6 protein-coding genes are annotated in these 7,367 nt (G+C 66.6%); 2 read left to right on the top strand and 4 right to left on the bottom strand.

The genetic code is table 11. The features are described 5' to 3' along the window. Nucleotides 1-258: 258 nt before the first annotated feature. Both ACZ9BC_RS22545 and ACZ9BC_RS22540 read right to left on the bottom strand, forming a co-directional pair. The gene (locus ACZ9BC_RS22545; protein ID WP_476247909.1) at nucleotides 259-729 is read right to left on the bottom strand and encodes a GNAT family N-acetyltransferase; all 471 of its coding nucleotides are present in this window, start codon (nucleotides 727-729) and stop codon (nucleotides 259-261) included. A 20-nt stretch (nucleotides 730-749) separates the two neighbouring features. Then, a complete protein-coding gene (locus ACZ9BC_RS22540; protein WP_476247908.1) occupies nucleotides 750-1,616 on the bottom strand; it encodes a ribokinase in 867 nt (288 codons plus the stop codon). 142 nt (nucleotides 1,617-1,758) lie between these two features. On the opposite strand from ACZ9BC_RS22540, the gene ACZ9BC_RS22535 reads away from it, so the two are divergent. Next, nucleotides 1,759-3,198 (top strand): MFS transporter, encoded by a 1,440-nt coding sequence (locus ACZ9BC_RS22535; protein WP_476247907.1) that lies wholly within the window; start codon nucleotides 1,759-1,761, stop codon nucleotides 3,196-3,198. Between the two features lie 26 nt (nucleotides 3,199-3,224). Then, on the top strand, nucleotides 3,225-4,253 hold the full coding sequence (locus tag ACZ9BC_RS22530) for a nucleoside hydrolase (protein ID WP_476247906.1): 1,029 nt from the start codon (nucleotides 3,225-3,227) through the stop codon (nucleotides 4,251-4,253). A gap of 77 nt (nucleotides 4,254-4,330) precedes the next feature. On the opposite strand, the gene ACZ9BC_RS22525 is transcribed toward ACZ9BC_RS22530, so the two are convergent. Together ACZ9BC_RS22525 and ACZ9BC_RS22520 are read right to left on the bottom strand one after the other, a co-directional pair. Next, on the bottom strand, nucleotides 4,331-5,497 hold the full coding sequence (locus ACZ9BC_RS22525) for an MFS transporter (RefSeq protein WP_476247905.1): 1,167 nt from the start codon (nucleotides 5,495-5,497) through the stop codon (nucleotides 4,331-4,333). 106 nt (nucleotides 5,498-5,603) lie between these two features. Then, the gene (locus ACZ9BC_RS22520; RefSeq protein ID WP_476247904.1) at nucleotides 5,604-7,301 is read right to left on the bottom strand and encodes an amidohydrolase; all 1,698 of its coding nucleotides are present in this window, start codon (nucleotides 7,299-7,301) and stop codon (nucleotides 5,604-5,606) included. Between the last annotated feature and the right edge of the window lie 66 nt (nucleotides 7,302-7,367).

Raw genomic sequence — 7,367 nt, 5'->3', positions numbered from 1 at the left:
CGACACGGGCCCACTGCTCATCGGTAAAAATCTGGAAACGCGACACCAGCCCAGTTAATCAACCGAACACCGCCCATTTAGGAGACACGCCCTAGTGGTCCGCGCCCAGCGTCATCGCTCCGCCGTATGTTCGCGCTAGCCGGCCTTGGCGAATTCAGCGGGGCCGGGTCGCTGCGGATGGTGGACGCCACAAGCTCGAACTTGGCGGACAGCTCCTCCACGCATGCCCGACCAGTTTAGGCGGGGCATGACCGTCCGCTACAGATTGAGCCGGAACGCCCACAGCAACATGTCCTCGCCCGGAACGTACCAGTCCCGCTCCGGCGCCCGGCGGAAGCCCAGGGACTCGTACAAAGCGTGTGCACGCTCCATGAAAGTGGCGCTGGTGATGCTGATCGCCTCGATGCCCGGCAACTGCCGGGCATGCTCCACGATCTCACGCACCACGGCACGGCCGACGCCGCCGCCCTGGCACGCCGGGTCCACCGCCAGCATCCGGAACTCCATCTCCCCATCCAAGGCGATCTCGCTGTACGGCTGGCCGGCGAACGTCAGCGTTACCGCCGCCACCACCTTGCCGGCGGCCTCCGCCACCCACACCTGCGCATGCTCGGCGCGGTGCTCCACGTCCTCCAGCACGCTCATGTACGGGTGATCGGCGGAGAAGTGCCCGGCCCGGAGGTACGCCTCGCGGGTGATGCGCCGGACCTCCGGAAACTCTGCTGGCACTGCCCGCCTGAACGCGATACTCACCGCGCACCCTCGGCTACTGCAGCGCGCTCGACGTAGTAGCCCAGCTGTGCTAGATCCGGCTGCGACGACGGAACGCCGACAGCATCCCCTCCCACCGCGTTGGCAACCGCCAGAGCGTGGGCATAGTCCAGCCCCTGCCAAAGCGCCAGAACCAGGGCCGCGCAGAACGCATCACCCGCACCTACAGTGTTCGCGACCGTTACGGCAGCCGACGGCGCCTCGGCCACCTTTCGGCCGTGCTCGAACATCGCCGAACCGTCCCCGCCGTACGTCACCGCCACCAGTTTGGCCGAGGCGAGGGCAGGGATCAGGGCGTACTCGCTCTCGTTGACGATCACCAGGTCGCAGCGTTCCAGCAGTTCCGCCGGCAGGTCCATGGCCGGAGCAGCGTTCAGCACCAAGTACCCGCTGTGCCGCCGGGCCGCCTCCAGCACCACGGGCAGGCCTACCTCAAGCTGGCACAGCACCGTCTCCTCCGGCTCGAAGTTCACGCCATCGAGCGAGAGATGCGAGTTGGCGCCCGGGCACACGACGATCTGGTTCTCGCCCTCGCGGTCCACCACGATAAGGGCCGTCCCGGTCGGCTCCGGCAGGACAGCAACGTCAGCGGTGTCCACGCCGGCATCCGCCAGCGCGGACAGCATCCGCTGCCCCTGTGCATCACTGCCCACAGCGCCGATCATCCGGGCACTGCCGCCCAGCCGTGCAGCTGCCGCTGCCTGGTTGGCGCCCTTGCCGCCGGGCTGCTCGGACAGCACCGCGCCGCCGATGGTTTCGCCCGCGGTGGGCAGCCGCTCGGCGGTGGCGATCAGGTCCAGGTTGATGCTGCCGACAACGGTGACGGCAGGAGGTCGAGTGCTCATGGGAAGTCCTAACGGGGGTGGGGCCGGAAGCGGCCGGATTGAGAAATAGTGTAGACCATGGTTGTACTTGTGCGTCATACATGGTTGTATAACAACTCACATCCCAAGCGCAGGATCCGCCTGCAGAACAAAGGAGTTTGATGTGAACACCCCAACCCCGGCGGCCGCCGCGCCTTCCGCGGAAGCCGCCTCCGCCGTCGTACTTCCCGACGAAACCAAATTCGCCGGCCGCCGCGCCGCCCTGCTGATCTCCACCCTGCTGCTCGGCGTGCTGTCCTTCCAGCTCAACGCCAGCATGGTCACCCCCGCACTGCCGCAGATCGCCGCCGAGTTCGGCCAGGGCGCCGACAGCGCCGCCCCCGTCCAGTCCATGTTCTTCCTGGCCGGCGCCATCGCCGGGCCCGTGATCGGCCGGTGGAGCGACTTCATCGGCCGCCGCGCCGCCCTGCTCCTGGTCCTCGGGATCATGGGCGCCGGCACCGTCCTCTGCATCACCGCCCCCACCCTGCCGCTGCTGGTCACCGGCCGGTTCCTGCAGGGCGTCTCCAGCGCCGTCTTCGCCCTCGCCTACATCGTGCTCAGCGAAAACCTGCACGCCAAAGTCTTCGGCACCTCCGTGGGCATCATCGCCGCCATCAACGGGGGAGTGGGCGGCGTGGACGGCTACGTGGGCGGGCTCATGGCCGAGACCCTCGGCTTCCGGTCCATCTTCGTCGTCGTCCTGGTCCTCACCGCCATCGCCGCCGCCTGCATCATTAAAATCGTCCCGGCCGGACGGCCCCAAGGCGTGCGCGGCGCCATGGACTGGTGGGGCGCCGGCTCCCTCTCGCTGTTCCTGGTGTTCACCACCTACTTCGTCTCCGGCGGCTCGGCCGCCGGCTGGACCGCACCCGGCACCCTGACCCTGCTGGCCGGCACCGTGGCGTCCTTCGCCGCCTTCTGGATCATCGAGAAACGCCGCAGCCACCCGCTGATCGCCGTCCACCACCTGCGCTCCCGCCAGGTCTGGCCGGTCATCGCCACCACCGTCCTCACCCTGGCCGGCATCTTCGCCATCATCAACTTCACCGTGGTGCTGCTCAGCCAGGACCCCGACGGCGGCTTCGGGCTCACCGCCTCCATTTCGGCGCTGCTGTTCCTCACCCCCGCCGCTTTGATTGGGGTGTTTGCCGCGCCTTTGGCGGGATGGCTGGCCGACCGCCGCGGCTGGATCAAGACCCTCCGGTTCGGCACGGGGCTCAGCCTGGCCTGCGCCATCGCCGCCGCCACCTTCTCGGACAACCAGATTGCGGTGCTGATCGCCGTCGCGGCCCTGGGCATCTTCTACAACGGCTTCTTCCTCACCGCCATCAACGGACTCTCGGTGCTCCTCTCACCCAAGGAAGCCCCGGCTGCCCTGCCCGGCATCAACGGTGCCTCCTTCGGCATCGGGGCGAGCCTCGGCGTCGTCCTCGTGGCGCCGTTCGCCGCCCAGGCTACCGCCGCCGGGTACGCCACCGCCCTCTGGATCTCGGTGGCCATCACGGCGGCCGCGTTCATCGTCAGCCTCTTCGTCGCCGCCCCCAAGGGCGAGACCGTCTAACCCCCTTTTACTGTAGGAGAACCACCATGACCACGCCCTCCCCGTTCTACCTGGACTGCGACACCGGCATTGACGACGCACTCGCCCTCGCCTACCTGCTGGCCACGCCTCTTGCTGACGTGGTCGGGATCGGGACCGTCAGCGGCAACGTCAGCGCCGCCGTTGGCGCCCGCAACACCCTGGACCTGCTGGCGCTTGCCGGATCTGATGATGTGCCGGTGGCTCTTGGTGCGCACGCCCCCCTCTTTGGCTCGTTTGGGGGCGGGGCGCCATGGGTGCACGGCGAGAACGGGATCGGCGGGGTAACGCTTACGACGGCGGCTGCTTCCGTTGTGTCCGAGAGCGCGGCTGAGATGCTGGTGCGGTTGGCGCGTACGTACCCTGGCACGTTGAAGGTGCTGGCCATCGGGCCGGTGACCAACATCGCCGAGGCGCTGCGGCTGGAGCCTTCGTTGCCGTCTTTGGTGGAGTCGGTCACGGTGATGGGCGGGGCGGCCCTGGCTCCCGGGAACATCACCCCGGTGGCCGAGGCCAACATCTTCAACGACCCCGAGGCCGCCGCCCTGGTGCTGGCCGCCGACTGGGACGTGACCCTCGTGCCGCTGGACGTGACCATGAATTGCGTTCTGGAGGAGACACACCGGCAGTCGCTGCTGGCGTCTTCTTCGCCTGTGCCTCAGGTGCTGGGGGAGATGCTGGGCTACTACTTCCGGTTCTACGAGGACATCTACGGCCGCCCCTGCTCTGCCATGCACGACCCGCTGGCGGCGGCGCTCGCGGTGGGTGCTGTTAAGGCTGCTGTTGCACCCGTGGTGCGCGCCGCCGTCGACACCTCCGACGGGCCGGGCCGCGGCCAGACCATCTGCGACCTCCGGGGGCTGTATGCGGGCTATCCTCCGGTTGCGGGCGCGCGGTGCCGCCTGGTGCTCTCGCTCGAGGAGGAATTCGCGCCGCACCTGGTGGAGACGCTGCTTTCCCCGGTGGTTGAGCCTCTCGAAACCGAGCCTGTTGAAACCACGACGGCGGGACTCGCCTCAGCCGGGGCCGTCGCCTGACGCAGGGCAACCCGCTTCAGCCCGACAAGAACGCCCGGCGGGACTTTCTCGCCGGGCGTTTGCTGTGTGCAGTGGCGCTAGCGTCGCTGGGCGACCAGCACGAATGCGCACGAGGCCAGCACGCCGGTGAGGGCGAAGATGAGCATCCCGGTGAACGTTCCTCCGCCTGACTGGATCAGTGCCCCGCTGACAATCGGGCCGATGGAGAAGCCGGTGCCGATCATCAGGTTGGTGGTGTTCATCAGGTGTCCGCCGCTTGAGAGGGAGGACAGCGTGGACAGCAGGTACGGCAGGATGAAGGTCCAGGCGAACTTGAAGATCACGGCGGCGACGGCGAACCGGATCAGGGCCGGTGCGCCGAAGAGCAGCGCGATGCTGAGAGCCATGCCTGCGTAGCCGGCCACCAGGTAGAGCCTTCGGCGGGGTGTCTCACCGAGGGCAGTTGCAACGAGGGCCGAGAGGATCCCGGCAACAGTTGCCACGGAAAGGACAAGACTGGTGGCGGAAAGATCGATCCCGGAGCCTGCCGGAATCTGGGCGATGAATGACCAGACTCCACTGAGCGCGACGTAGAAGAGCAGTACAGCGGCCAGGCCTGCGGCTGCCTTGAGGGCCGGAACGCGTTCAGGTGCCCCTGCCCGGGCGGAAACGGGGGCTGCGGTCCGCAGGGCTTCCCCGTCGATGCGGTTGACCACCAGGAGGCACAGCACGGCGAGTCCGGCAAGGGTCCAGTAGATTGCTGCAACTCCGGCTGACGCGAACAGTGCGGGGAAGACCGCCAGGATCAGGGCGCCCATGGCCAATTGGAATACGACGAATATTCCGAACGCGCGGCTGGGGTTGGAGGTCTTGCCGCTCAGCGTCAGGATGATGACGGTGATGGAACCGGCCGCGAGGCTGGTCACCACCCGGGCGATCATCAGGAGGCCGAAGTCGTCCAGGAATCCGGAGACTACGTTTCCGGCAATGACCACGGCCGTGAAGATGTAGCTTGCGGTTCTCAGGTTCATGCGTCGGAGCCACAGGTAGGCTGGGACCGTTGCCAGGCTGAAGGCTCCCAGCTCCAACGAAAAGAGCGTTCCCACCTGGACCGGGGTCAGGGCGAACTGCTCGATGAGTTTGCCCGCGATGACCGGGGCGATCAGCAGGACGGTGTAGAGGACGGCACTGAAGACGGCGATGTACGTGTAGGTCCCCTTGTCCGAGGCGACGCGTGCCGGGGCGGCTGGTGCTGTGGTTGTCATGGTCATGTCTTTCGGGCAGGACGAAGCGGCGCAGGCCGCCGTCGGCGGAAAAATAGTGGTGATGGTGCGTGGGGGCCTTATTAGTCCCGGGGTGAACCGGCGCCTGTCAGGCGTGCAGCGTTGCGCTTCCCCTCGGACCGCTGGCCGCTCGTGCCGAGGCCCCGGCGTCGAAGACCTTGCGTCCCGCGAACCAGGTCTGGCGGGTTGTGATGTGCGGGATTTTCTCCAGGTCGATCTCATGCGGGTTGTCGCTCAGGACGACGAAATCCGCGGATTTTCCCGGTGCCAGCGAGCCGGCGACGTCGTCCAGGCCCATGGCCTGGGCAGAGTTTGTGGTGTAGATACTGATGGCTTCGGCCAGGGTGATGGCCTGTTCGGGCCAGAGGGTGCCGGGGAATTGTCCCGTTGGGTCCTTTCGGGTGACGAGGCCGTAGATTCCTTCCCAGGCGTTGGGTGAAACGCTGACCGGCCAGTCTGAACCGCCGGCAATGCGGGCGCCCGCGTCCAGCAGGGAGCGGTTGGGCTGCATTTTCGACGCCCTTTCCGCTGGGAGGACTGTGGCGATTGCGTCCGGGATAACGCCGGGGAACCACAGCGCGGGCGAGATGTCTGCGGTGACGTCCAGTTCGGCGAACCGGGGGATGTCCTGTTCATGGACAAACTGGCCGTGGGCGATGTGGTACTTCGGCTCTTTGTACCCGGCTGCACGGACCTTGGCGACAGTGTCGAGGACGAGCCGGACTGAAGCGTCACCGGTGCAGTGGATTTTCGCGGAGATTCCACGTTCTGCTGTGCTCATGAGCCAGTGCTCAAGTTCCGCGGCAGGCATGGTGGTGCCGCCGCAGTGGCACTCCGGGAAGCCGACGCCGGACAGGTACGGTTCGATGAACGCGGCCGTCCTGGCCGGCGGCACCCCGTCGAGGAAGATCTTGATGAAGTCCGGCCGATGGTGCTCGGACCGTGTCTCGTCGCGGTGGGCGATGATGCCCTCACCAAGGGGAGTGGTGCCGAAGATGAAGTCATTCGCCTGCATGGAGGTAACCACCCGCGCGAGCAGTCCGCCGGAGTCGTCGAGCGCTTTCAGTGCCTGCAGCAGCTGGAGGGATGCCGCGGCGTCCTGGAATCCCGTGATGCCATAGGAGTGGAGAATTTCGATTCCCCGCGCTGCGGCCCGGGCCAGGTCCCGGGTGGAAAGGGGCTGAAGCCGCGCCAGGGTCTGCTCCACCAGGACGCCTCCGGCCTCGATGAGGACACCGGTGGTACGCCCTGAGGCGTCCCGCATGATCTGGCCGCCCTCGGGATCGGGCGTGCCGTCGTCGATGCCGGCCAGTTCCAGGGCGCGGGAGTTTGCCCACCTGTTGTGTTTGCTGTCGTCCTTGAGGAGGGCGGGCCGTCCGCCGGTTGCCGCATCGAACCGGGCCAGAGCACCCGAGGTATTGAGTTCGGAGAGGAGCCCCGAACCCCAACTGCCCCCGACAATCCACTTGTCCGGCGCCAGCCGTTCGGCATACTCGCTGACGGCGCTGAGGAGCTCATCCAGCGACTTGGTGGGGGCTTCGTTCAGCTCAAACAAGTCCATTTGCCCGGCGAGCATGTGGTGGTTGTGGACATCCAGCAGTCCTGGCATGACATAGGCGCCGTCAAGGTCGATGGTGGTAGTTCCCGGACCGGCTGCAGCCTCCGCATCCAGACCGAAGGAGTGCACCTTCCCGGCTTTAACGGCGAGCGACGTGACGCGCGGATGTTCTTGGTGCAGGGTGTCGATGACACCGTTGATCAAAAGCAGGTCAGCTTGGTTATTCATATCCTCGGCCCCTAAAGGTGTGGTGGATCACAACACTAGGGTGCAGGCCATTTGATGTATTGATTT

The sequence above is a fragment of the Pseudarthrobacter sp. TE3704 genome (genome assembly GCF_056279405.1).
The sequence above is the reverse complement of the archived record's forward strand: the minus strand, read 5'-3'. Positions and strand labels throughout refer to the sequence as shown.